Source organism: Peribacillus glennii, assembly GCF_003429105.1.
Lineage (GTDB): Bacteria > Bacillota > Bacilli > Bacillales > DSM-1321 > Peribacillus > Peribacillus glennii.
In genome coordinates, this window is the sequence record NZ_QVTD01000003.1 from 1238039 (window position 1) to 1261239 (window position 23201).

The 23201-nt window shown below is 43.5% G+C and carries 25 protein-coding genes; 9 read left to right on the forward strand and 16 right to left on the reverse strand.

Translation table 11 applies throughout. The annotated features are described in order from the left end of the window. Positions 1–274 precede the first annotated feature (274 nt). Positions 275–670: a hypothetical protein gene (locus D0466_RS07510; protein ID WP_117321882.1), complete on the forward strand. Its 396-nt coding sequence runs from the start codon at positions 275–277 to the stop codon at positions 668–670. Further along, entirely contained in the window at positions 660–1184 is a 525-nt protein-coding gene (locus D0466_RS07515; protein WP_117321883.1) for an MltG/YceG/YrrL family protein, read from the forward strand. Before D0466_RS07510 ends, D0466_RS07515 begins: the two co-directional genes overlap by 11 nt. Positions 1185–1276: 92 nt before the next feature. Here D0466_RS07515 and phoU read toward each other — a convergent pair whose 3' ends face one another. The 9 genes from phoU to D0466_RS07560 form a co-directional block, all read right to left on the reverse strand. Further along, positions 1277–1927, reverse strand: coding sequence for a phosphate signaling complex protein PhoU (phoU, locus tag D0466_RS07520; RefSeq protein ID WP_117321884.1), 651 nt, complete (start codon positions 1925–1927; stop codon positions 1277–1279). Between the two features lie 26 nt (positions 1928–1953). Then, positions 1954–2784: a phosphate ABC transporter ATP-binding protein PstB gene (gene pstB, locus D0466_RS07525; protein ID WP_117321885.1), complete on the reverse strand. Its 831-nt coding sequence runs from the start codon at positions 2782–2784 to the stop codon at positions 1954–1956. A gap of 305 nt (positions 2785–3089) precedes the next feature. Next, entirely contained in the window at positions 3090–3968 is an 879-nt protein-coding gene (gene pstA / locus D0466_RS07530; protein ID WP_117321886.1) for a phosphate ABC transporter permease PstA, read from the reverse strand. Then, positions 3968–4876 carry a phosphate ABC transporter permease subunit PstC gene (gene pstC / locus D0466_RS07535; RefSeq protein ID WP_117322256.1) on the reverse strand — a complete coding sequence of 303 codons (909 nt, stop codon included), beginning with the start codon at positions 4874–4876 and terminating at the stop codon, positions 3968–3970. Before pstC ends, pstA begins: the two co-directional genes overlap by 1 nt. A gap of 131 nt (positions 4877–5007) precedes the next feature. Continuing rightward, positions 5008–5973 carry a PstS family phosphate ABC transporter substrate-binding protein gene (locus D0466_RS07540; protein WP_117321887.1) on the reverse strand — a complete coding sequence of 322 codons (966 nt, stop codon included), beginning with the start codon at positions 5971–5973 and terminating at the stop codon, positions 5008–5010. A gap of 491 nt (positions 5974–6464) precedes the next feature. After that, the gene (locus D0466_RS07545; RefSeq protein WP_117321888.1) at positions 6465–8651 is read right to left on the reverse strand and encodes a peptidoglycan D,D-transpeptidase FtsI family protein; all 2187 of its coding nucleotides are present in this window, start codon (positions 8649–8651) and stop codon (positions 6465–6467) included. 124 nt (positions 8652–8775) lie between these two features. Then, positions 8776–9990, reverse strand: coding sequence for an MFS transporter (locus D0466_RS07550; RefSeq protein WP_117321889.1), 1215 nt, complete (start codon positions 9988–9990; stop codon positions 8776–8778). Between the two features lie 166 nt (positions 9991–10156). After that, positions 10157–10765: a superoxide dismutase gene (locus D0466_RS07555; RefSeq protein ID WP_117321890.1), complete on the reverse strand. Its 609-nt coding sequence runs from the start codon at positions 10763–10765 to the stop codon at positions 10157–10159. A 145-nt stretch (positions 10766–10910) separates the two neighbouring features. Then, on the reverse strand, positions 10911–11396 hold the full coding sequence (locus D0466_RS07560; protein ID WP_117321891.1) for a DUF456 domain-containing protein: 486 nt from the start codon (positions 11394–11396) through the stop codon (positions 10911–10913). 313 nt (positions 11397–11709) lie between these two features. On the opposite strand from D0466_RS07560, the gene D0466_RS07565 reads away from it, so the two are divergent. Next, on the forward strand, positions 11710–12486 hold the full coding sequence (locus D0466_RS07565) for a DUF1189 domain-containing protein (RefSeq protein WP_117321892.1): 777 nt from the start codon (positions 11710–11712) through the stop codon (positions 12484–12486). 309 nt (positions 12487–12795) lie between these two features. Here D0466_RS07565 and D0466_RS07570 read toward each other — a convergent pair whose 3' ends face one another. Continuing rightward, on the reverse strand, positions 12796–12981 hold the full coding sequence (locus D0466_RS07570; RefSeq protein ID WP_142919905.1) for a methyl-accepting chemotaxis protein: 186 nt from the start codon (positions 12979–12981) through the stop codon (positions 12796–12798). A gap of 151 nt (positions 12982–13132) precedes the next feature. Here D0466_RS07570 and D0466_RS07575 point away from each other — a divergent pair, with 151 nt between their 5' ends. Beyond that, positions 13133–13459: a LysM peptidoglycan-binding domain-containing protein gene (locus tag D0466_RS07575; RefSeq protein ID WP_117321894.1), complete on the forward strand. Its 327-nt coding sequence runs from the start codon at positions 13133–13135 to the stop codon at positions 13457–13459. A 145-nt stretch (positions 13460–13604) separates the two neighbouring features. Continuing rightward, positions 13605–14711 (forward strand): flavodoxin-dependent (E)-4-hydroxy-3-methylbut-2-enyl-diphosphate synthase, encoded by a 1107-nt coding sequence (gene ispG, locus D0466_RS07580; protein WP_233522587.1) that lies wholly within the window; start codon positions 13605–13607, stop codon positions 14709–14711. Between the two features lie 63 nt (positions 14712–14774). On the opposite strand, the gene D0466_RS07585 is transcribed toward ispG, so the two are convergent. Further along, positions 14775–15173: a DUF4190 domain-containing protein gene (locus D0466_RS07585; RefSeq protein ID WP_407675613.1), complete on the reverse strand. Its 399-nt coding sequence runs from the start codon at positions 15171–15173 to the stop codon at positions 14775–14777. A 279-nt stretch (positions 15174–15452) separates the two neighbouring features. Here D0466_RS07585 and D0466_RS07590 point away from each other — a divergent pair, with 279 nt between their 5' ends. Continuing rightward, on the forward strand, positions 15453–16025 hold the full coding sequence (locus D0466_RS07590; RefSeq protein WP_117321896.1) for a 5' nucleotidase, NT5C type: 573 nt from the start codon (positions 15453–15455) through the stop codon (positions 16023–16025). A 52-nt stretch (positions 16026–16077) separates the two neighbouring features. On the opposite strand, the gene D0466_RS07595 is transcribed toward D0466_RS07590, so the two are convergent. The 3 genes from D0466_RS07595 to D0466_RS07605 are packed head-to-tail and all read right to left on the reverse strand — an operon-like array spanning position 16078 to position 18127. Continuing rightward, entirely contained in the window at positions 16078–16491 is a 414-nt protein-coding gene (locus D0466_RS07595; RefSeq protein ID WP_117321897.1) for a Fur family transcriptional regulator, read from the reverse strand. Next, entirely contained in the window at positions 16488–17339 is an 852-nt protein-coding gene (locus tag D0466_RS07600) for a metal ABC transporter permease (protein WP_117321898.1), read from the reverse strand. Before D0466_RS07600 ends, D0466_RS07595 begins: the two co-directional genes overlap by 4 nt. A 20-nt stretch (positions 17340–17359) precedes the next feature. Beyond that, positions 17360–18127: a metal ABC transporter ATP-binding protein gene (locus D0466_RS07605; protein WP_117321899.1), complete on the reverse strand. Its 768-nt coding sequence runs from the start codon at positions 18125–18127 to the stop codon at positions 17360–17362. Positions 18128–18307: 180 nt separating this feature from the next. Here D0466_RS07605 and D0466_RS07610 point away from each other — a divergent pair, with 180 nt between their 5' ends. Then, positions 18308–18568 (forward strand): DUF2624 domain-containing protein, encoded by a 261-nt coding sequence (locus D0466_RS07610; RefSeq protein ID WP_158555862.1) that lies wholly within the window; start codon positions 18308–18310, stop codon positions 18566–18568. Positions 18569–18653: 85 nt separating this feature from the next. Here the strand turns inward: D0466_RS07610 and D0466_RS07615 are convergent, their stop codons facing one another. Further along, positions 18654–19547: a deoxyribonuclease IV gene (locus tag D0466_RS07615; RefSeq protein WP_117321901.1), complete on the reverse strand. Its 894-nt coding sequence runs from the start codon at positions 19545–19547 to the stop codon at positions 18654–18656. A gap of 20 nt (positions 19548–19567) precedes the next feature. After that, entirely contained in the window at positions 19568–20881 is a 1314-nt protein-coding gene (locus D0466_RS07620) for a DEAD/DEAH box helicase (protein ID WP_117321902.1), read from the reverse strand. A gap of 238 nt (positions 20882–21119) precedes the next feature. On the opposite strand from D0466_RS07620, the gene vrrA reads away from it, so the two are divergent. Further along, a complete protein-coding gene (gene vrrA, locus D0466_RS07625; RefSeq protein WP_158555863.1) occupies positions 21120–21737 on the forward strand; it encodes a VrrA/YqfQ family protein in 618 nt (205 codons plus the stop codon). Positions 21738–22209: 472 nt separating this feature from the next. After that, positions 22210–23154 carry a 4-hydroxy-3-methylbut-2-enyl diphosphate reductase gene (locus D0466_RS07630; RefSeq protein ID WP_117321904.1) on the forward strand — a complete coding sequence of 315 codons (945 nt, stop codon included), beginning with the start codon at positions 22210–22212 and terminating at the stop codon, positions 23152–23154. Positions 23155–23201: the final 47 nt, after the last annotated feature.

Below are 23201 nucleotides of genomic sequence, written 5' to 3' on the forward strand. Positions count from 1 at the left end.
TTTATGGTAGCATTGAAATAAAAGACAGACAATGAACGCATTTTGTCGAGTTTACCCGCACCTTTATATGAGCGGAAAAAAGGGACTAAATTTTTTAGAACAGCGCAAAAAACGAGCAGTGTGATACATTTCGACATAACAAAATCAATTTTTTTGACAAAAACATACTTTTTTTATAAACGTAACAATTATCATGTCAAATGAAGCCCAATCTGCTAAAAAATTGTGTATGATAGAGTTTGGATTAAGTACCAGACACGGACGGGGTGAAAACATGGAAACAATTTTTATCATATTGCTGGCAGCTGCCATTTTACTACTTATCTTTTCTTTCTTTAAAAGGGACAATGTAAGAAAGCTTCAGGAAGAATTGGAGGAATTAACTCTTACGCATATGCAGGACATCTATCATTTAAAAAGGAAAATCAGGATCCTGGAGGAAGAGCTGCTGATCCAGGAAGACCCAGCAGGGGGACTAAAGCAGCCTCTTATTTCCAAGGAATCTTTGGCGAAGCAACAACCGATAAATGAGATACTAAAGGCCCAAGTATTATCTCTATACCAGCAAGGCCTTTCACTGGAGCAAATAACAAAACAATCCACCTTGTCAATAGAAGCTGTCAGAAGCATTTTGGAGGAAAACCGCACAAGGGGGCTGCATGATGAATAAAGGATCCATACGGGCGTTTGCTGCAGGGATAATATTGTCGACTGCAGTGATTGCGGGCTATCAGTATTGGTTTGAACCAAAGGATAAAGCAGGGATGGATCTCCACCATGCTAAAAACACACTGGAGCAAGAAGGCTTCCAGGTTACAAAGGAAACGGAACAAGAAAAGCCTCCTGAAACGGACAATGGACAGAATACAAAATCTGCGAAAAAGCAACAGGACAACAAAGATGTACCAGCGACAACTGAGAAAAATGCTAAAAAAAATGAAGGCACACAAGCTTCCGCTGAAAAGGATAAAGGACCTGCGGCAACGTACACACTGACGATTCAATCGGGTATGACATCAGGGGAAATTGCTCAATTGCTGGTAAAGGAAAACATACTAAAGGATGCATCCCTCTTTGAAGAGTACATGAATAAAAATGATTTATCGAAGCAAATCCAAATAGGTGAATACGTTGTTACAAATAACATGACAGTCCAGCAGGTTGCAAAAACGATAACAAAGTAGAAAAATCAAGTCATATAATATCATGACAACAGAGAAGGAAGACCCAGATCAGCTTAATTGGCAGCTGCCCCCTGAGTCTTCCTATCTATTTGTTATTCATTTAAGTCAAAATGGCGCCCTCTTACAAGGTAATAAATGCTCTCCGCAACGTTTGTTGCATGGTCTGCAGTCCTCTCGAGATACCTTGCAATGAAAGAAAGCTGTGTTACTTGCTGCAGATTTTCATTGGAAAGCCGCAGCAAGCTTTTAATGCTTTCCCCGTATAAACGGTCCACTTCATCATCCATTTCCGCGATGTTTCTTGCCATAACGACATCATCTTTTTCAAAAGCCAGAATCGAAAGGTGAATCATCTCAAGCGTGATGTCCTTCATTTGTCTTAAATGGGCAAGCGATTCTATGAAAGGCTGCTGGCCGATCCGGATAGCCGACTTGGCGATATTGACGCCAAAGTCTGCCATTCTCTCGATATCAGAAGCAATTTTGATCGCAGCAATGATCCTTCTTAAATCAATCGCCACCGGCTGTTGCTTTGCAATCAGCAAAATCGCGTATTCATTAATTTCTTCTTCGAGCATATCCGCTTTTGTATCGTCTTCAATGATTTCTAAAGCCAAATCCAGATCCTGATTCTCAAGAGCCGTAAAAGACCGGGAAATCGATTCAGATGCGAGATTTGCCAACTCGACTATCTTTCCATTAAGTTGTGCCAATTCCTGTTCAAACTTTTCACGTACTGCCATTCGTCCATTCAGCCCCTGTCTGTCGCTTATCCAAAACGGCCGGTAATATAATCTTCCGTTCTTTTATCAGCCGGATTTGAGAAAATTGTATTTGTATCTTTATACTCAATGACTTCTCCATTTAAGAAAAATGCCGTCTTATCAGAAATCCTGGCAGCCTGCTGCATATTATGCGTAACGATGATAATGCTGAATTCTTTCTTAAGTTCCTGTACCAGCTCCTCTACCTTCAAGGTAGAAATCGGATCTAGTGCTGATGTTGGTTCATCCATAAGAATGACATCCGGTTCAATAGCAAGGCATCTCGCTATGCACAGGCGCTGCTGCTGTCCGCCTGAAAGCCCGTATGCATTCTGGTTCAGGCGATCCTTCACTTCATCCCAGATTGCAGCGCCGCGCAGGCTTTTTTCAACGATTTCATCCAGGATTTTCTTATTTTTGATTCCGTGGATTTTTGGACCATATGCCACATTTTCATAGATGGATTTAGGGAACGGGTTCGGTTTCTGGAAAACCATTCCCACGTGTGTCCGCAATTCCTCCACTTTATATGATTTATCAAGAATATTGCGCCCCCGATATTTGATTTCACCGGAAGTCTTTACGCCCGGAACCAATTCAATCATCCGGTTCAAAGTTTTAATATATGTTGACTTACCGCAACCAGATGGCCCGATAATCGCAGCCACTTCATTTTCTGTAATATCGAGATTGATATTTTTCAAGGCATGGTTATCCCCATACCAAAGATTTAAATCCTTCGTTTCATACACCAATTCTTTATCGAATGTATTTATTTCGTTCACCTGGCTGCTGTCCTTTTTGTTTACCTCTGGCTTTACTATAGTGGCAGTCATATTGAAATCCTCCTTCATCCTTGTAAGAAGAGCGTTCGGCGCCCTTTTATAACGATCGTCGACTTACATTTGCCACGCCACCTCCTGGGCAACCTAGACGTCAACAAAGAAATTCTTCAAGAAGCGCTTCGTAGCGGAAAAAATCTTTGATTTTGTTTGGTGACATCCTCGATAAGCTGTGCTTCCCTTATGAGTAGTAGCGCTCCCGAAGCTTTCCTTGTCCAGTGCGAGCTCGGCCGCACCGGTTATTCGCTTAACCCCAAGGCGCATTTCACGCCAAAAAATACCATCTATCAATCTTAAAACTAATATCGTTTCTGAAATTTATTCCGGATAAATACAGCAATCGAATTCATGATGATCAACAGTACCAGGAGCACGATGATGCCTGCTGCCGCAACATGCTGGAACTCTTCCTGAGGCCTTGAAGTCCAGTTGTAAATCTGCATCGGCAGGACCGTAAATGTATCGAATACTGTTCTTGGCAAGAAAGCGATAAACATAGGGATACCAAGAACAACAAGCGGAGCTGTTTCCCCAATGGCCCTTGAGAGCGCAAGAATTCCGCCTGTGAGGATTCCCGGAATCGCTGCTGGCAGGACAACCTTTATGATCGTCTGCCACTTTGTGGCGCCCAAGCCATATGAAGCTTCCCGCATTTCCTTTGGCACGGAGCGGATCGCTTCCTGGGAAGCAACGATGATGACCGGCAAAATAAGCAAGCTCATCGTCAGCGCTGCTGCCAATACTGAACGGTCAAGTGCCAAAGCACGGACGAATATCGTTAGTCCAAGCAATCCAAATACGATCGAAGGCACACCTGCCAGGTTTGAAATGTTCACCTGGATAAATATCGTAAAACGATTTTTCCGCGCATATTCTTCAAGGTAAATCGCCGTTCCAACCCCTAGGAACAACGAGATTGGAGCAACTGTTGCCATCAGCCAGATGGTTCCGATAAACGCCGCTTTTACACCAGCCTCTTCAGGCTTTCTTGATGCAAAGTTCTGGAAAAAACTTAAATCGAGGTTGCCAAATCCTTGAGTGAATATCCGGTAGAGCAATACTCCCAGCACCAGCAGGCCAAATATTGTGGCCAGGAAAAACACACCTTTTAGAATGGAGTTGATTGCTAACCGGGTAGGCATTCTTTTTGCAACGATTTCTTCATTGATCAGTTTCATCAGTATTCCTCCCTAAACCTGAGAGAGATAAATTGTGCCAACAGGTTCATCAACAGCGTAAATACGAAGAGGGTCATACCGACCGCATATATGCTGTAATAAATTGTCGTTCCATATCCCGCGTCACCCGTAGATACCTGGACGATATAGGCGGTCATCGTTTGAATGGAAGTTGTAACATCCATGTCCATGTTTGGTGTAGAACCGCCGGCAACGGACACAATCATCGTTTCGCCTATCGCCCTTGATAATGCCAGTACGATAGAAGCAAGAATTCCTGAAAGTGCGGCAGGTAAGATTACTTTGATAGCTGTTTCAAACTTGGTTGCCCCAAGGGCAAAAGCACCTTCCCTGATCGAATTCGGCACGGAAGACATGGCATCTTCCGATAAAGAGGCAATCATCGGCGTGATCATGATTCCGATGACTATCCCCGGGCTCAGGGCGTTAAAAATCTCAAGAGAAGGAACAATCTTCTGTAAAACAGGAGTGACAAACGTCAAAGCAAAGAAACCATATACAATCGTCGGGATCCCTGCCAATACTTCCAGGATCGGTTTAATCATCCTTCTGGCTTTATCCGATGCATACTCACTCAAATAGATGGCTGAAGCCAAGCCAATCGGTACGGCCACAAGAGCTGCGATTCCCGTAACCTTCAAAGTCCCCATTATCAATGGGAGAATACCGAAGGATGCCTCAGTTTTCGAGAATGGATACCACTTTTTATCTGTCAAAAATTCTTTAAGCGGAATCTCCGTAAAGAAAGTGACTGTTTCAAAAATCAAAGTAAAAACAATCCCAAGCGTAGTCAATACCGAAATGATAGCTGTCAGAAGAAGCAGCCCAGGAACGATTTTCTCAAAACTGAACCCATTCTTGCGCTGTTGCTTCTTTTCCATGATCATGCGCTGGACTGAATTTTTTTCTGCGTTGCCAAGTTCCAAAATGAAAACCCCTTTCCATCCAAGACATGGCAAGGCGAGAAGCAAACATGCTTCCCTCCTTTGCCAAAATTGTTTTCTAATAAGCGAACCCCTTATTTTTGCAATTCTTTTAATTTTTCAAGGTCTTTTTTGTACTCCTCTTCAGGAAGCTTTACATACCCTACTTCTTCTGCCAACTCACCAGCGTTTTCTATTGCGAATTCAGCGAAATCAGAAACCTGCTCTTTATCACTGATTGATTTATTAGCAACGTATGTGAACAATGGGCGTGACAGCGGTTCATATTCGCCGCTTTTAATCGTTTCATGTGTCGGCTCTACAGGTCCTTTTCCATTATCAATCTTAACGATCTTCAAATTTTCCTTGTTTGCATCATAGTAGGCAAATCCGAAGAAACCAATTGCGTTTTTGTCCCCGGAGATTCCTTTTACAAGCTGGTTGTCATCTTCAGAAAGTGTTGCATTTGATACAATCGGCTGTTCCTCGAGGATTACTTCATTGAAGTAATCGTACGTACCTGAATCTGTTCCAGGAGAATAGAACTTGATTTCTTCTTTTGGCCATTCCGGACGGATATCAGACCACTTTTTTGGTTTTCCTGTGTCAACCCATAATTTTTTCAGCTCATCAACTGTTAAGTGATCGATGAAATCATTTTCTTTATTGACAACAACAGAAAGGCCGTCAAATGCTAATTTTAATTCTGTATATTCAATTCCCGCTTTTTCAAGTCCAGCTTTTTCCTCGTCTTTGATCGGACGCGATGCATTGCTCATATCAGTTTCGCCGGCTATGAATTTCTCGAATCCACCGCCAGTTCCCTTTACTCCAACTGACACTTTAACTTCAGGCTGTTCAGCCATGTATTCTTCAGATATAGCTTCCATGATTGGGAATACTGTTGAAGATCCATCGACTGCAACATTTCCGCTAAGCTGTTTGCCAGAGTCTGCAGCCCCTCCGTTCTTCTCCGAACTTCCATCTGAACCGCAAGCTGCAGTGAAAGCCATTACCCCGCTCATCATAGCTGTTAGTGCCATAAACTTAAAGCTTTTCATTTCTCGAATCCTCCTACGAGATATTAGTTGTTTTGTCCTACAAATACATAGTAAAGCTTTTGTATTAACGCGGTTTAAACAGTTTGTAAAGGTTATGTAAATCGTGTTTAGAAAAATGTAAAAAGGATAGAATTTAGGATTAATTCAGAGAAAAACAAAGGAATCTCACTAATAATGCGGTAGTGCCCTATTCAGAGGAACGTCGACTAACCTCACCCGCATCCTGTGGCAATCGTCGATGTGCACAACGGTCTTTGCAAGTTTGATCAGCATAAAGTGCAACCTGATATGAGGATTTTGTAAGGACCGTCAGCTAACAACCGGCACGTCCTGTGACGGATCGCTGACATCACCACACATCCCAGTGGAAAGGTCATGTAACGACGCGCCACTAGCATCTCCTGTGCGCTGGGGCAGGGTACGTTCTTATCTATTAAAAAACAAAAACGCCTCTAATTTAATAGAGACGTTTGGCGATACTAGTTCAATTACTAGTTTTGGTTTTGCTGGTTTTCGTTGGCTTCTTGCTGTGCTGCCGGCGTTTCCTTTGTGTCATCGATTTGTTCCGAAGTTGTCGTTTGGGCGGCCTTTTTTGCCCGCTCCTTCTTGAGTTCAAAATATTTGTCCATTACCTGCATGGCCACTTCCTTGTTCATGGAATGGCCCGGCTTGGATTGGTAGGCCCAAGGAACAACACAGGCAAAAGCCACTTCAGGGTTATCATAAGGTGCATAACCTACCAGCGTAAGATTGGTGGTTGGGACAGGTTCCGAGTATTTCTTCCGGTCAGGGCCATCATAGAAGGCCTCCGCGGTTCCAGTCTTTCCGGCCGGTTTGTACGATTTCTTGCCAAAGAATGCCTCCGCTGTCCCGCCCTTTTCCTGCATTACCTGCCTGAACCCTTCCTGGACGCGGGCAATTTCGCTTTCAGACATTGGCAATCTATTTAACACAGTCGGCTCTACTTTTTGCATCACAGGCCCGAGTTTATCGTGGTCATCGAGCGGATGGCGGATTTCTTTCACAATATGCGGTTTCATCCGGTTTCCGCCATTGGCGATCGCTGACACATATTGTACCATCTGAATTGGTGTATACGTGTCATATTGTCCGATGGAAAGGAACATTAGTTTACTTATTGACTCCTCCGCGCCTTTAAAGCCTGCCATTTCATTCGGCAGGTCGATGCCCGTCCGCGTTCCAAGCCCGAATTGAGCGTATATATCCCGCATAGTACTGAATGCAGCTTTATTAAAGCTTATCGGCTGGTTTGGTACATAGTGGCTGCCGGCAAGGTTAAAGACTGTCCTGGCCATATATACGTTCGATGATTTTTTCAACGCTGTGATATCATTAACGGGGCCGTAGTCGTGTACGGAGCCAAACGGGTTCGAGTTTTTGATTCTTATTTTCACATCGTTAAACACCGTTCCGGGCGAGATTGCACCTGTATGGAAACCGGCCAGCACAGTCGCACCCTTAACGGAAGATCCCATAGTGTAGGAGGTTGAAATATTTCCTAACGCGAAATCTTCAATCGTCCGCTTGCCTGTTTCTTCATCTTTCTTTATCTGCTTTCCGGCCATTGTGAGGATTTCCCCGGTATTAGGGTCCATCATTACGATAAAAGCGCGATCAAGCAGGCTTGTATTTCCTCTTGCCTTCGCTTCCACAAGCTCTTTTTCAAGGATTTGTTCCGCCGCAATTTGAAGGTCCGTGTCAATCGTAAGGATCAGGTCCTTGCCGCGCTCCCCTTTCGAAACTTCCTGGGTTTCAACCACATTGCCTGCCTTATCTTTAATATTTTTGACCTTTGCTTTCTGGCCATGCAGCACATCTTCATATGCCAGTTCAATATAGCTTTTGCCTACCCTGTCATTGCGGCTGTAATCCCTGGCAAGAAAATAATCGATATTTTCTTTCGGAAGGCCTTCTTCTGAGGATGATACTTTGCCAAGCACCGATTTCAGAGTTTTATCATACGGGTATGAACGGTCCCAGTCTGTCGTAATGTCTACCCCTGGGAGAGAATCAAGGTTTTCGCTTACTCTTGCAAATTCCTGTTTTGTTACATCTTTATTCTTTACGATTTGGGGAACCAGCTCCATCCCCCCATTAAATTCACGGAAGATGGCAAGTACTTCCAGTTCATCATCTGAAAATTTACTGATTTCCTGTTTTGTAATCCGTTCAAGCTGAACGTCGTATAAATATTTCTCGGGCTTCTTTTTTTCTTCCACCAAGTTTCGGTCTTTTTCAGTGATTTTTGCTTGCGCCCGTTCCGGGTACTTTAATATCCAGAAATCTTTAAGGTCACGTTCAGTTATTTTGCTCCGCCTCTTTTTGTTCGGTTTCATGTCGATGTACTGTGCCAATTTCTCGGCTGTTTCGAGCATTTCCTCCGATTTGGTGCCCTGATATCTTGTATAAGTAATGGCATCGAGCGGTACATTGTCAACCAGGACCTTAAGGTTGCGGTCGAACATTTTGCCGCGCGGTACAGGACTGTTCACCGGCACCTCTTCCTTTTTGTCCAGTTCGCGCTTGTAATCATCGCCGTAGACAATCTGGACGACGCCAAGCCGCAGGATTAAGACAGAGAATAAAACGAACACTAATAAGAAAAGCAAATTTAAACGAAGAGGAACATGCGTCTTTTTCTTCTTTTCCTTATTCACCTACAAGCCACACATCCTTCTTTATAATTCCTAATACTTTTCCATTTTATATAAAGATGCATTTTATTTCTAGATTATATTACTGGATTTTCATCATAAAAAAAGCAGGGGGTTTTTTCTCCCCTTACAAGACAATCTTTACCTTTCTTACGAAAAGGTAAATGCAAAGATGGCCGGCCCCGATAATCAATAAAAAAACCGGGAGGCTCTCCTCTGGCTTGAATAGGGTTACAGAGGCAATAAAACCTAAAATGGAGACGAAACGTCCAAGATGGATGAATACTTCCCGAACGACAATATATTCGATTCTCATCTCCGCTGCTTTCCAGGCAGTACCAATGACATCATAGGTCATTGATACGTAAGGGACAAGCAGGATTGGATATGCTATGGCAATCACGGCCGCATACATTAACAGCTTAGCGTAACTTACACCATACGCGACCAAAAACACAGAAGCGTATAATATGACCCCTCCTGCAAGAATCGCCTTTTTTCTCATTGACTCTTTTATGTAACGCGAGGCCAGGAAATACGCAACAAATGATATAGCTGAATTGATCAATCCGAAGTTCCCGATTGCCATTTCGCTTCCTGTTTTAATGAAAACAAAAACCGAAATAACAAACATGAACGTCCCTTCTCTTATCCCTTGAAAAAAATTGGCATTGGTGATCATCCGCCAGGACTGGTTATTTTTTCTTTCCCTCCATATTCTGGCGAACAAATAACTTCCTCCAGCCGGCCTTCTATCCAAAAAGAAGCTCAAAAGCACCGCAATGGAAAACAAAAATAAGGATATGCCGAAGATAATCGAGTAACCGGCGTTTTTTGCAAGATTCGAGATAATATAACCAGCAAGGACCGGGCCGACCATCCCGCCGAAAGATGAAAGGATACCCAAAAAGCCGTTGAAAAAGTCGCGCGTTTCCGGCTCTGTGATTTCAAATGTCAAAACATTGAATGCCAGCCAGTAGAACCCATATCCGACGCCAAGAAGTCCGCCGAGCAATACTAAAAAATCCGTAGCTCTGTCACCCACCAGCAGTACACAAAGAAAAAAACCTGACAGGAAGATGACCCCGAGCCGCAAAACGAAAATCCGGTCGATTTTCTTAGCCATGCGTCCTGCAAGGATGAACGTGAAAGGCTGAAAAAACACGACAGATAAATTATAAATGCCGATATCGAGAAATTCACCGGATTGCTTCCAGAGATAGACATTGACGAACGTATTCGATAAAGCGGTGCTCAGGCTGTATAAGCCCCCGATCAGCAGCAGCATATGCAAATCTTTATGTACCGCACCTCTTCCAAACCATTTTTTTAATATGCCCATTGTTTAACCTCTCCTTTTAATTCTTCAATAGTGTTTGAAGAATCAAAGGCATTTATGTTAGCAAAATACTCTTAGGTTCGGAAACAATGGGTTTTCCGTCCTGCACGTGATATAAATAAAAAAACGGGATCCCAATCGGGGCCCCGCCTTCTTACAAGCAAAGAAATTATTTCGCTGCACTGAAGCGTTTTGAAACCTCGTCCCAGTTTACAACATTCCAGAAACTATTGATATATTCAGGACGACGATTTTGATACTTTAAGTAATAGGCATGCTCCCAAACGTCTAACCCGAGGATTGGTGTCTTGCCTTCCATCAATGGATTATCCTGGTTTGGAGTGCTTGTTACTTCCAATTCGCCATTGTTTACAGCAAGCCATGCCCAGCCTGAACCAAAGCGAGTGGTAGCTGCTTTGGCGAACTCTTCTTTAAAGCTGTCAAAGCTGCCAAACTTTGAGCTGATGGCATCAGCCAATTCACCGGTAGGCTGGCCGCCTCCGTTTGGAGAAATGATCTGCCAGAATAAAGTGTGGTTCGCATGTCCGCCGCCATTATTGCGTACAGCAGTACGTGCAGATTCAGGAACTGCATCAAGATTGGAGATTACTTCTTCTACACTTTTGCTTAGAAGCTCTTCATTTCCTTCCAAAGCATTGTTCAGGTTTGTTACGTACGTGTTGTGATGCTTAGTGTGATGGATGTTCATCGTTTCTTTGTCGATATTTGGCTCCAAAGCATCATACGCGTAAGGTAATTGTGGAAGTTCAAATGCCATAATAAATTCCTCCCTATGTAAAAATAGTTTACAGGCAAAGGAAAACACAAGAAACCCGAACAGGATTTCCTGAATTTCCTAAAGCTCGTTAAACATAGAGTACCAAAGTTTGGAACCCGTTTCAAACGTTATGCTTTACTTTTTATTACAGTAAAACAACAAACAAAAAATAACCTACCATGAACAGTTGTATTAATGCCTTCGCAAAGACGCTGCTGATGAACCCGATCAATGACCCCACGCCGATTTTCACGGCTGTCCCCAGATTTGTCCTGTGGATAATAACTTCGGCAATGATGGCACCGATAAAGGGACCGATCAATATCCCGAATCCAGGGATGACAAAAGGTCCGATCAATATTCCTATCGTGCTCCCCCATATGGCCGCCCTGGATCCCCCATATTTTTTCACACCGATCATGTTTGCGACATAATCCGCCATGAACAAAAGGACTACAAGTAAAATTTGTATGACCCAGAAAACCCAATTGAACGGTTCAAAGGTGAGCAGAAATCCGTAAAGCAGGATTCCACCGAAAATGAACAGCACACTTGGAATCACAGGAAACACAAGCCCGATGAAACCGATAACGAACGCCGCTGCGATTAAAATCCAATAAATCGTATCCAAACAACATCCTCTCCCATCTTCATTTATTCCCTTTTCTTGTATTTGATAACCCTTTGTATGGTTTACGCAAAGAACACGAGCAAGGTTTCATACTTTTTGATCCCGCACCCGGAACTTACAAGTTGGTTTATGAAAACTATTCAAATTCCTGTGAAACCGCGCACTCACATTAATGTTAGATCAAGTGGAATTTTTCACTGCACACTTCTTTAGTTCCATATATATAACACTTTATGATTACAATTGGTTGTTTTATACAAGTATGCTAAGCTAAAATAAATTGTACGATTTTATGTAAAAGGTGCTGTGAACCATGAATATTTTCAAACAGTTATTTGTCAGCCTTTATTCTCCCAAAGACATTGCAGCGTTTCGGAATCAAGGAATAGGAAAAACGATTGCTTTTGTATTTATACTTACGATTTTCTCCGTCATGCCCCCTGCCTATCACTTTAGCACCACGATCAAGAGCGGGATTGAGGCTTTTGGGGAAACAGTAAAAGGAGAATTGCCGCCGTTCAAAATAGAGAATGGTACCTTGGACTCGGAAGTGGACGAACCTGTTACCATCAACAAGGACGGCTTCCAGATCACCCTTGATGACACTGGGAAATTGAAAGGGGGCGATATTGCTGCGCAAACGGAAAATGGCATAGGCATCCTTAAGCATGAGCTTGTATTTGTTACTGCCGGCCAGGCCCAGTCCAACCCTTATTCCATTTTGGAAGGCTTTTCGATTACAAGCGGAGAGCTTGAACAATTTCTTGAAAAAGCGGATTCCGCACTCATGATCGTCCTTCCGGTCATTATAGTTTTCATGTACCTGTTCACTACGGCGTTGAATTTCATCAAAATTTTATTTCTGGCGGTCTTTGGAATGATCTTTAAAAACAATTTGAAAAAAAACATATCTTATGGCCATTCATGGAGATTGACTGCTTATGCCATTACCTTGCCGACCATTTTCTTTGCCATCATGGATACATTCGAGGCCGTAGTCCCGTTAGGAATTCTCATTAGCTGGTTTGTTTCGCTTGTCATGCTTTACCTCTCGATAAAGGAAATCCCTGAAAATGAATCAGCAAAATAGGCGCCCCTTATGGGCGCCTATTAATTTTATGATTTTAGGTTTTTCGATCTGCTTCGTTAATATTTCGAACAATTCATGGAGCCTTTCCCCGATTTTATATGTATCTTTTAATTTGCGGGCCTGTTCATAAGAACTTGCCAGCCTATTTTAAGCGCTGGCACTTGTTTGCTGTGAATGCGAAACATAATATTCTGCAGCTTCCTCCATTTCAGGAATGGAATTATGGAGATCTTTAAGAACACCCTTAATTAGATGATGCAGCCCTGTTACTTCAGAAACAATCCTCCCCCAAACATCATGACTTTTTGCCTAAGGCGCCTCTTCGATATTGCTTTTTAGGCTGATTGCCATTCTGCCGAATTCTGTAGCAGCCTGATTCGTAATATTGTCCATTTCTTCAATTGTTTCACCAATTTTTTCAGCTGCCTTCGAGGATTGCTCCGCAATCTTTTTTACTTCAGTGGCAACCATGGAAAATCCCTTTCCTGCCTCCACGGGACTTCAATCGCGGATGGGTACAATTATCTACAAAAAATATGAAGAAACTGTTAAGATGTAGTTTTTTTTATAGAGATGCCCAATTTTGGGCATATGAAGGAATTTCCCCCATATATATTTAATAAGACTAGCAGGGGGAATGAAATGGATGAAACGGCTGCTGCTTTTTCTTACTGCATGTTTTTTTGGATTCATTGTTTATTTTGATTTAACCACTGGTACACTTCCGGCAATGGGAATAGTGGCCGTAGAAAAAGCAAAGGAATATCCGCGGCAAACCATAAAAGAAGTGTTGCCATATAAACAAATCACAGTAAAACCCGGAGACACTCTCCTTACCATCGTTGAAAGGGAAGAAGGCTCCTTACAGGTTGCAATCGAAACGGTTGTTGCAGATTTCCAAAAACTGAACAAAGGGCTAAGGCCGCAGGATATGCAGATTGGGGAAACATATAAAATACCTGTATATGAATAATACGAGGAATCATTTTAACATTTACCGAGTGCTCAGTGGAATTCTAATTCTTGTCAAGCTCAGCCTAACATTGTTACAATATTTAAGTGATCAAAAAATCTATATTATGATTTTTTCCTAAAGGAGAGAATTCACTTTGAGTGAAATTATACATCGAACAAAAACACGACCGATAAAAGTCGGCAATTTGACGATCGGGGGCAACAACGAGGTCATCGTCCAAAGCATGACGACGACCAAGACCCATGACGTGGAAGCCACAGTGGCGGAGATCAAACGGCTCGAGGAAGCAGGATGCCAGATCGTCCGTGTAGCGTGCCCGGATGAACGGGCGGCAAACGCCATTGCCGATATTAAAAAGCAAATCAATATCCCGCTTGTTGTCGATATCCATTTCGACTATAAGCTCGCATTAAAGGCGATTGAAGGGGGAGCGGACAAAATCCGCATCAACCCGGGAAATATCGGGCGCCGGGAAAAAGTGGAAGCTGTCGTAAAAGCAGCCAAAGAAAAGGGTATACCCATCCGGATCGGTGTCAACGCCGGTTCATTGGAGAAGCGCATCATTGAGAAGTATGGCTATCCAACGGCAGACGGAATGGTGGAAAGCGCCTTGCACCATATCAAGATCCTTGAAGACCTGGATTTTTACGATATCATCGTGTCAATGAAGGCTTCTGATGTCAATTTAGCCATAGAAGCCTATGAAAAAGCTGCTAAAGCATTTGATTATCCGCTCCACCTTGGAATTACGGAATCTGGAACCTTATTTTCCGGCACCGTAAAAAGCGCGGCGGGATTAGGTGCGATTTTAAGCAAAGGAATCGGAAATACTGTGCGTGTGTCCCTGAGCGCCGACCCGGTGGAAGAGGTTAAGGTGGCCCGGGAATTGCTTAAATCATTCGGCCTCGCGTCAAACATGGCGACATTGATTTCTTGCCCGACTTGCGGCCGGATTGAAATAGACTTAATTAGCATTGCAAATGAAGTGGAAGAATATATCCAAACCATTAAAGCGCCAATCAAGGTTTCTGTCCTGGGCTGTGCCGTAAACGGACCGGGAGAGGCAAGGGAAGCAGATATCGGAATTGCCGGCGCCAGGGGAGAAGGATTGCTGTTCCGCAAAGGGAAAATTGTGCGAAAAGTTCCGGAAGAGACAATGGTAGAGGAACTGAAGAAAGAGATCGACAAGATTGCCGAGGAATATTATGAAAAACAGAGAAATGAGCATAGTGGCGAGCCGATCGTTTAAATTGTTTTAATAAGAGGAAATGCTTGGATTCATGTCGAATCCAAGCATTTTTATGTGCCCTAGTTAAAAAAACGGGAGAATGAAAACACCTACAATGATCGATACAGCACCTATGCCGATTGCCCATGCACCGATCGTGTCGGCTCCTCTTCTGCGTGCCATGTATCCTAGCACGATGCCTACCGCTCCAAACAAGAAAGGCATCGTGAAGAGGGAAAGGATCGACAAGGCCAAGGCTGCATAACCGATTACAGAACCGGCAGCTCTTTGTTCTTGAGCTTGGCCGGAATCGGTCCTTGCGCCCGCGGTGAATTGCCGGGGCCCTGTAATCTCGGCTGCGGTTTCTTCTCGGTATTGATCCTGTTCTTTGGATTCCGTATTGGCAGCAACACTTCTTTTTGCCGTCGGATTGGTGTTCATCCCATCATCAAGTGTGGAATTATTGCTTCGGCTATCGCCCATAATGATCCCTCGCTTTTTTAAGATAGGAGCATTAATAGTGTACGTGGTTTTTATAAAAATCCTCTTAACAAAGGTTTCATTTCATGGATAGTATTTCTTTTTTTCCAGATAAGCGACAAGCACCCTCCCTGTTGGAACAAATGCTAAAATTAACACTTCCTGTTGCAACATTGGGACTCACACACTTGTATGTAGAAATTAGACATCAAAACATATTCAAAAATTTTTATACTTCTTGCCCTGTATAAAATGGCATTCGCATCGATAGGAGAGATAATGATGAAAAAACGCTTTGGTATCGACATAGACGGTACGGTGACCCGGCCTGATTCGATGATACCGTTCTTAAATAAAGCCTTTGAATTAAACCTGGCGTATGAAGATATAACGGAATATGAGCTGACTCCGTTCGTGGATATTTCCAGGGAAGCGTTCGCTGAATGGTTCACGAAAAATGAACCCGTAATTTATGCAGAGTCTGTGATTGCAGATGGAGCAAAGGAAGCGCTTGGAAATTGGGCAGCCCTGGCTGATTTTTACTTCATCAGTGCCCGCCGCAGCGATCTCTTGAGAGTCACGGAAACATGGTTAGGCAGGCATGAATTGAATTTCCACCATATTGAACTCATTGGTTCCCATGATAAAATTGAGGCTGCTAAACGTTTCAATGTCGATATTTTTTTCGAGGATAAACATGACAATGCAGTTGCCATTGCCACGGAATGCAACATTCCTGTCATTTTATTCGATACGCCATACAATCGGCTGCCCATCCCTGATCAGGTTATCCGGGTAAATGATTGGGGAGAGGCAAAGCAGTGGGTCGACAACTGGTTGAATGTTCAACATTAGAACCATTTTATACACATCAGATAACCCTGTGAAAAAAATTCACAGGGTTTAGTCAATTGATGCATTCCGGGCATCGGCCGTATATTTCAAACTTATGGCCAGAAATATCATATTCCTGCAAACTGGCCTCCAAACCACTCATCGGGCACGCTTCAATTTCCTTTGTTTTGCCGCAGTCCATACATATAAAGTGATGATGGTGATTTTCATGGCCGCAGGAGAACCGGAAATGCTTTTCTCCTGCCAATTCCGTCATTTCAAAAATTCCAAGCTCGACGAAAAGCGAGAGATTTCTATAAATGGTATCAAAGCTTAAACCTGGATAATCCTCTTTCATGGCCTCAAGGACATCCTTCGCCGTTAAATATTTATTGCTGTCCGAAAACAGCTGCAGCATTTCCTCCCGTTTGCCAGTATGTCTAAAACCCTTTTCCTTCAGCAGCTCCATGGCTGTGGCCACGTTCATTTCCCTTCCCCCCACTTTGTTTTCTTCCTTTTACCGATCAGGATTGCAGTTACCAGTAAACCTACCGCGATGATCACGATCGTCCCCCCCGGAGCGAGATCCAAATAATAAGATAAAAATAAACCTGCAATGACTGAAATTTCCCCGAACAGAATGGAAAAGAATATGGTTTGTTTAAAACCGTTAGCAAAACGGAGGCTCGCTGCAACTGGAAGAGTCATCAGAGCCGAAACAAGCAAGATCCCGACTATTCTCATTGATACTGATATCACCATCGCCACCATAATAATAAAAATAAAATGAATCCATTTGGAGGGAATCCCCGAGGCCCTTGCGTGTTCTTCATCAAAGGACAAAAGAAACAATTCCTTGTATAACAGGATTACCGTGAGGACCACAATAAGGAATACAGCCACCACTACCCACAAATCCGTTCGGCTGACAGCGCTGACGCTCCCAAATAAATACCCGTATAAATCCGTATTGAATCCTTCGGCAAGGGAAATGAAAATGACGCTTAATCCAATCCCGCCTGAAAGTATAATGGGAATGGCCAATTCCTGATAATGCCTGTATACATTTCTCAACCGTTCAATGAACAGAGATCCTGCCACCGAGAAAGCCATTCCTAAATACAAGGGATTTAGCCCCGCCAAAGCCATGAACCTTTTTTCAAGAAGCAAACTTAATGCTATACCTGCCAGTGTGACATGGCTTAATGCATCCGCAATGAGGGACATCCGGCGCACAACAACAAACACGCCGAGCAAAGGGGCAAGCGCTCCGATAATAATTCCTGTAAGAAACGCATTCTGTAAAAATTCAAATTGAAATATCCCCGAAATCATCGGTTTTTTCCTCCAAAAAATTAGTGATTGTGGCTAATCAACTGGACGCTGGTGCCGTACATCGTTGAAAGCTCCTTTTCATCCAATGAATGATACTCCTCCGCGTCGCCATGGAAATGCAGGCTCTTGTTTAAACAAGCGACATGGCTGACTTTATCTGTTACAGTGCCTACATCATGGGTGACAAGGATCAGGGTGATCCCTGATTTTTTATTAAGCTCCCCAAGCAATTGATAAAATTCATGAACGTGGCGGGAATCCACACCTACAGTAGGTTCATCGAGGATTAACAATTTCGGCTCGCTCACCAGGGCCCTCGCGATAAAAACCCTTTGCTGCTGTCCACCGGATAATTCGCCGATGTTCCTGTCCTGGAAGCCAAGCATACCGACTGACTTCAACGCATCCAGCACCTTTTCCCGATGCTTTTTTTTCGGAAAGGCAAACAGCCCTATTTTCTTTGTCAAACCGCTTTGTACCACTTCGAAAACCGAAGCAGGAAAACCGGTATTAAACGAGTTGGCTTTTTGGGAAACAAATCCGATTTGATCCCAGTCCTTAAACATGCGGATGTCTTCCCCAAAAAGCTTTATCTTTCCTGACTGCAGCTTTAACAGACCAAGGATCAATTTAAGCAATGTCGATTTTCCGGATCCATTTGGCCCTACAAGTGCCAGAAAAGCTCCTTCAGGAACGTTTAAGGAAACATGTTCAAGGACGTGGTCTTCTGCATATTTATAAGAAATGTCTTTGACTTCAATGATTGGCTTTTTCCGTGTATCTTCCAAAGGAATCTCACCCTTATTTCAGAATCATTACGATTTACAAAGAGTAGTATATAGGATATGGAGGCTATTTGTAAAGAAGCAGGCTTTTTACGTTTCATGCTGTCATCCAAATAATTTAGAGGATTGTCTTTGTTCACTCGCATGCCCTTGCTTCATATGTTAGATGCAGGGGGGGATTGTATGAAGTTATTTGAAATGATGATCAACCATAAAGTAAATACAATTACACCGGATGAGCTCCTGCGCCTGGCAAAGCAATATAATGTTAATCTTACAGTGGGAGACGCGAAGACTGTGGCTGGGATTGTAGCCGGAAAAAATATCAATGTTTTTAATAAGGCCGAAAGAATGAAGGCGCTGAAGCAGATTGAAATGAAAACAGGGCTCGCTACGGCAAATGAGCTCGAAGAAATATTTAAACAGCTGACAGCGAACCTTTAAAAAGAAAGCCTTTTTATTCAGAATTTTGGCTCATTCACTCTGCCGCTGTTTTTCGTGAGTGAGCCAAAAATCCATAGGTATGTCATTACCCCTTCATGATGTTATCGAGCAAATTTTCATTGAATTCCTTATTCCTGAGCATTTCAATCTCATGCAAATAAGGAGCTTTTTTATTTTTCTTATCTTCCCCTACAAAAGGCGTTTCCAGGATCTTCGGAATACCTGAGAGCTGTGGATGGTGGACGATATAGCTTAAAGCCTCAAAACCGATATGGCCGATGCCGATATTCTCATGGCGGTCCTTGCGCATCCCTACCGCATTCTTGCTGTCATTGATGTGCAGGACCTTAATCCTGTCGATGCCAATGATTTTATCAAATTCGTTAAGGACACCGTCGAAATCCTCCACGATATTGTATCCGGCATCATGGGTATGGCATGTATCGAAACAGATAGAAAGCTTGTCGCTTAAAGATACCCCATCAATGATCATGGCCAGCTCTTCGAAATTCTTGCCGCATTCCGATCCTTTTCCCGCCATCGTTTCAAGGGCAATCTGTACACCCTGGTCTTGGGTAAGGACCTCATTCAATCCCTCGACTATTTTTCGGATGCCTGCCTCCGTACCCTCCCCGACATGAGCGCCCGGGTGCAGCACGATCTGCTTAGCCCCGAGAGCGGCGGTGCGCTCGATCTCGCTTCTCAGGAAATTGACTCCAAGCTCGAAGGTATCCGGGTTTACGGAGTTTCCAATATTAATGATATACGGTGCGTGCACGACAATTTCATCGATTCCGTTTTGCTCCATATGCATCCTGCCTGCTTCGATATTCAGGTCCTCTATTTTTTTCCTTCTTGTATTCTGCGGTGCGCCGGTATAGATCATAAATGTATTTGCACCATACGACACAGCCTCCTTGCTAGCAGCTAGAAGCATATCCTTTCCGCTCATGGATACATGGGATCCAATTTTCAACATATCTTGCATTCCCCCAAAATCTATTTCTTTTTCTGGATGCGGCGCTGGCGCTTTTTGAAGTTTTCTACTTCCCGCTGGATTTTCTTTTTATACCCCGGCTTAACCTTTACGTGTTTTTTCACTACAGTCTTCGCCCTGGCATCGATGTCCGTTTCATGCTTCTTACGGTTTTTACGCTTGTTCCTCTCATCGATTTCTACCCATTCGCCATTTTGGATATCAATATTCTTAAACTCGATACCCATTTTTTCCAGGCGGTTCAGGGCATCCTCATCAGAGGTTTCATATATCGTGGCGGCGATGCCGGAATATCCCGCCCGTGCGGTCCTTCCCGTTCTATGGACATAAAAATCAAGGTCCGCGGGCAATTCATAATTTATGACATGGCTCACGCCTTCTATATCGATTCCCCGAGAAGCTAAATCGGTTGCAACAATATATTGGTACTCAAGGCTGCCAATTTGCTTCATCATTTTTTTACGTTCGCGCGGACTGAGGTCCCCATGGATACGGCCGACTCTCAGTCCTTTTTCTAACAATGCATCCGCAACTTCGTCTGCCATTTTCTTCGTATTCGTAAACACGATTGCAAGATAAGGATTATACTTTACGATGATATCGTGCAGAAGCTGATGCTTGTTTCTGTGGCGGAGTGGCACTAAAACATGTTCAATTTTTTCGGCCACTGCCTTTTTCGGATCGACATGGACATGCTTTGGATTTTCCATATATTTTTTCAAAAACGGTTTCAGCTTTTCTGGAATGGTAGCAGAAAAGACAAGCATCTGGATATTCTGTGCCATCCGTGATGCGAACTTGTCGATATCCTCAATAAAACCCATATCCAGCATAAGGTCCGCTTCATCGACCACAAGCGCTGTTGCGGAGTACACTTGAAGCGCTTGTTCATCAACCAAGTCTTTAATCCTCCCTGGCGTTCCGATTACAAGCTGCGGCTGTACCTTAAGCTTTTCAATCGTGCGCTGCTTGTCCGTCCCGCCAACTAGCAAGCGAACCTGCACCGGCTGTTCGGATGGAAAATGTTCTGCGATTTTTAGCGCTTCCTGATAGATTTGATTGGCAAGCTCCCTGGTCGGTGCGGTGATGATTGCTTGTACTTCTTCTTTGCTGGCATCCAGGTTGTTCATAACCGGAAGGAGGTAAGAGTGTGTTTTCCCTGTCCCTGTTTGTGATTGCCCAATCAGGCTGGATCCCTTTAAGGCAGAAGGAATGACTCTTTCCTGAATTTCAGTGGGCTTATCAAAGCCCAACGCTTCCACCGCTTCTATTAGATAGCTATGCAGCTTGAATCTTTCAAAATTATTCTGTTTCATTAAAAAACTCCTTTATAGCAAGGCTGGAAAAAGGTTTCAAACCTTTGACATGTCTTGTTATTATAATAAATCCAAGCGAAAAAAACTACCGTTACTTACATTTTGCATGTCTATACAGAAAAGAACACATACTTTCCATGGCCAAGGTGATTTAATCCCTATAAATGGCTCAAACATTTTTATTTTCACTGCATAATCTATTATGTATGCAACGGCCATTCATGGAAGGAGTGAAAATATGCCCCCAGGAAGAAAAAATGTGCAAGGATGGGGCACAGGGAGGCGGCAATCCTTTACAGGCTCCAAGAAAGGAAAAATACGCAAAGGGATTGGCACAGGGCAAAACAGACCTCTACTGGCGAACGGAAATCCCGCCGAAACCAAGGCAATACAACGCCAATCGAACGGCGGACTGATCTCTAAATTGCTTGGCAAAGGTAACCAGAAAAATCCCTCGCAAGCTTCATTATTCAAAAGCCCGTCAGGCTCGGCAACCTCTGGAGGAGATATTCTCCAGGCAATAAAAGACCCCGCCACGCTCACCACAATGCTCGCAAATACACAAAAAGTTCTCTCTGCAGCAGAGCAAATCGGGGCCATGGTACAGCAGTACGGCCCGCTGATAAAAAATTTGCCGGAAATGTGGAAAATATATCGAAGCATGAGCGAAACACAAGCCTCCGATGAACCTGATGAGGAGATACAGATACAGGAAAGGAAACGGCCTGATAAGCCAAAGAGAAAAAAAACAAAAGTGAAGGAAAGTTATCGCCAGCGGCTTCAAATAACCGATGAGCAAAAGGACAAAAAAAAACGTAAAAAAAAGAACTCTTCCTCTCCAAAGCTATATATTTAGAATCTGTCTGATATAATAAGCTTATACCTGAATGCAGCCTTATGCCTGCATTCTTTTCTTTTTACTTTGAAAACTCGCCGATTGCGAGCCTGCTAAAGTCAGGCCTACAGGACAAGGAACGCTTCGGCAGCGTTAGATTTTACGAAATAAAGCTGCAGCTTTGTGAGGGATGTGGGTGTCACACAGGCGAAGACATGACGCGGTGAATGTAGTCTGGGTTCTGTTATGATGGTAAGAATGTTTTTCTATGTTTCATGCCAAAAAAGAACAGGCATCTTTTCTCGCTTTATTTGCGTTAAAACGTTTATCTTCTTTAAAGGTCATTAGTACAAGACAACACATCGACTTTCTCCAAATGGTCGATAAATCGTGTTTGTGTATTGGTTTATCATTATTTTGTATAATAGAGCTCCGTCTTATATAATGTAGATGAGCAAGAAATTGTTTTCCGTTTGCGTAAAGGAGGAACACGATGAAGGTTATTAAAATATCACCCCGCGGTTATTGCTACGGCGTTGTGGATGCAATGGTCATCGCCCGCAATGCCGCTTTAGATAAAACCCTGCCGCGCCCGATTTATATTCTCGGCATGATTGTGCATAACAAACATGTGACCGACGCTTTCGAAGAAGAAGGAATCATCACGCTGGACGGGAAAAACAGAAAAGAAATCCTTGAAAAAGTCAATGGCGGAACCGTTATTTTCACTGCACACGGTGTCTCCCCGGAAGTAAGAAAAATAGCGGAGGAAAAAGGGCTCGTGACACTTGATGCAACCTGTCCGGACGTTACTGCCACACATAACCTAATAAAGGAAAAGAAAGACTCAGGCTATCAAATCATATATATTGGCAAAAAGGGGCACCCAGAGCCGGAAGGTGCCGTTGGAGTCGCTCCGGATATTGTCCACCTTGTCGAAACGCCAAAGGATGTTGAGGCGCTTACGATCGACAGTGAGCGGATTATTGTAACAAACCAGACGACAATGAGCCAATGGGATGTACTGGACATTATGGAAAAGGTACAAGAAAAGTATCCCCATGCCGAGGTCCATAAGGAAATTTGCATGGCGACCCAGGTCCGCCAGGAAGCAGTTGCCGAGCAGGCAGGAGATGCGGATGTACTGATCGTCGTGGGTGATCCGAAAAGCAATAACTCAAACCGCCTTGCACAGGTTTCGCAGGAAATTGCCGGAACAAATGCTCATCGCATTGCCGATATTAGCGAACTCGAGCTTGATTGGCTAAAGGATGCAGAAACAGTCGCTGTAACAGCCGGTGCTTCCACTCCGACCCCTATCACCAAAGAAGTTATCGCGTTCCTGGAGCAATACAACCCGGAAGATGAAACAACCTGGGTTCGGGAAAAGAAAGTTCCTCTGGGTAAAATATTGCCTAAAGTAAAAGCAAAGGCATAACGAAAACAGGCATTTCAATAATGCCTGTTTTTTCATGGATGCAGTAC

Bases quoted from the DNA above. Each gene is read 5' to 3' on its own strand.
- D0466_RS07510 (WP_117321882.1), top strand. From the start codon at position 275: ATGGAAACAATTTTTATCATATTGCTGGCAGCTGCCATTTTACTACTT.
- D0466_RS07515 (WP_117321883.1), top strand. From the start codon at position 660: ATGATGAATAAAGGATCCATACGGGCGTTTGCTGCAGGGATAATATTG.
- phoU (WP_117321884.1), bottom strand. From the start codon at position 1,927: ATGGCAGTACGTGAAAAGTTTGAACAGGAATTGGCACAACTTAATGGA.
- pstB (WP_117321885.1), bottom strand. From the start codon at position 2,784: ATGACTGCCACTATAGTAAAGCCAGAGGTAAACAAAAAGGACAGCAGC.
- pstA (WP_117321886.1), bottom strand. From the start codon at position 3,968: ATGAAACTGATCAATGAAGAAATCGTTGCAAAAAGAATGCCTACCCGG.
- pstC (WP_117322256.1), bottom strand. From the start codon at position 4,876: ATGATCATGGAAAAGAAGCAACAGCGCAAGAATGGGTTCAGTTTTGAG.
- D0466_RS07540 (WP_117321887.1), bottom strand. From the start codon at position 5,973: ATGAAAAGCTTTAAGTTTATGGCACTAACAGCTATGATGAGCGGGGTA.
- D0466_RS07550 (WP_117321889.1), bottom strand. From the start codon at position 9,990: ATGGGCATATTAAAAAAATGGTTTGGAAGAGGTGCGGTACATAAAGAT.
- D0466_RS07555 (WP_117321890.1), bottom strand. From the start codon at position 10,765: ATGGCATTTGAACTTCCACAATTACCTTACGCGTATGATGCTTTGGAG.
- D0466_RS07565 (WP_117321892.1), top strand. From the start codon at position 11,710: ATGAATATTTTCAAACAGTTATTTGTCAGCCTTTATTCTCCCAAAGAC.
- D0466_RS07575 (WP_117321894.1), top strand. From the start codon at position 13,133: ATGAAACGGCTGCTGCTTTTTCTTACTGCATGTTTTTTTGGATTCATT.
- D0466_RS07585 (WP_407675613.1), bottom strand. From the start codon at position 15,173: ATGGGCGATAGCCGAAGCAATAATTCCACACTTGATGATGGGATGAAC.
- D0466_RS07590 (WP_117321896.1), top strand. From the start codon at position 15,453: ATGAAAAAACGCTTTGGTATCGACATAGACGGTACGGTGACCCGGCCT.
- D0466_RS07595 (WP_117321897.1), bottom strand. From the start codon at position 16,491: ATGAACGTGGCCACAGCCATGGAGCTGCTGAAGGAAAAGGGTTTTAGA.
- D0466_RS07600 (WP_117321898.1), bottom strand. From the start codon at position 17,339: ATGATTTCGGGGATATTTCAATTTGAATTTTTACAGAATGCGTTTCTT.
- D0466_RS07610 (WP_158555862.1), top strand. From the start codon at position 18,308: ATGAAGTTATTTGAAATGATGATCAACCATAAAGTAAATACAATTACA.
- D0466_RS07615 (WP_117321901.1), bottom strand. From the start codon at position 19,547: ATGTTGAAAATTGGATCCCATGTATCCATGAGCGGAAAGGATATGCTT.
- D0466_RS07620 (WP_117321902.1), bottom strand. From the start codon at position 20,881: ATGAAACAGAATAATTTTGAAAGATTCAAGCTGCATAGCTATCTAATA.
- vrrA (WP_158555863.1), top strand. From the start codon at position 21,120: ATGCCCCCAGGAAGAAAAAATGTGCAAGGATGGGGCACAGGGAGGCGG.
- D0466_RS07630 (WP_117321904.1), top strand. From the start codon at position 22,210: ATGAAGGTTATTAAAATATCACCCCGCGGTTATTGCTACGGCGTTGTG.